We start from the raw sequence: 462 nt of genomic DNA, 5'->3' as shown, positions 1-462 counted from the left end.
ATTGCGGTCAAACGCTTGCGCCCAACGGCGGCGATGTGATGCTTTAAGAGATCTAAAGTCCGGGAGTTAAGTGATGAGGAAATTCAACCTGGTCATTCGAGGCGGCACAGTCGTAACGGCTGCCGACACGGTCCGTGCCGATGTGGGCATAAGAGGTGGTAAAGTCGTATCTGTCGGGTCGAATTTGACAGATGCCGAGGAAACGATTGACGCAACTGGTCTCCTTGTTATGCCAGGGGGGATTGATAGCCATGTCCATCTTGCCCAACCCGCTTTTGGGGGGCCGGCGATGGCGGACGGCTTCGAGACGGGCACTCGTTCCGCCATCGCGGGCGGCAACACAACCGTACTCCCGTTCGCGTTACAACCGCGCGGTGCATCGCTGCGCGAAAGTGTGAAGGAGTACCATAAGGAGGCAGACGGTCAAAGTTACTGCGACTACGGCTTCCATCTGATTGTATC

General features: G+C 56.5%; 1 protein-coding gene. It reads left to right on the top strand.

Annotated elements, in window-relative coordinates; all coding sequences use genetic code 11:
* Positions 1-73: 73 nt before the first annotated feature.
* Positions 74-462 (top strand): amidohydrolase family protein (locus ACFHWW_RS34250; RefSeq protein WP_379943833.1); only part of this gene is annotated, 389 nt, incomplete at its 3' end.

It is taken from the genome of Sinorhizobium sp. P24N7, assembly GCF_042436655.1.
GTDB classification, from domain to species: Bacteria; Pseudomonadota; Alphaproteobacteria; order Rhizobiales; family Rhizobiaceae; genus Sinorhizobium; species Sinorhizobium meliloti_A.
The sequence above is the reverse complement of the archived record's forward strand: the minus strand, read 5'-3'. Positions and strand labels throughout refer to the sequence as shown.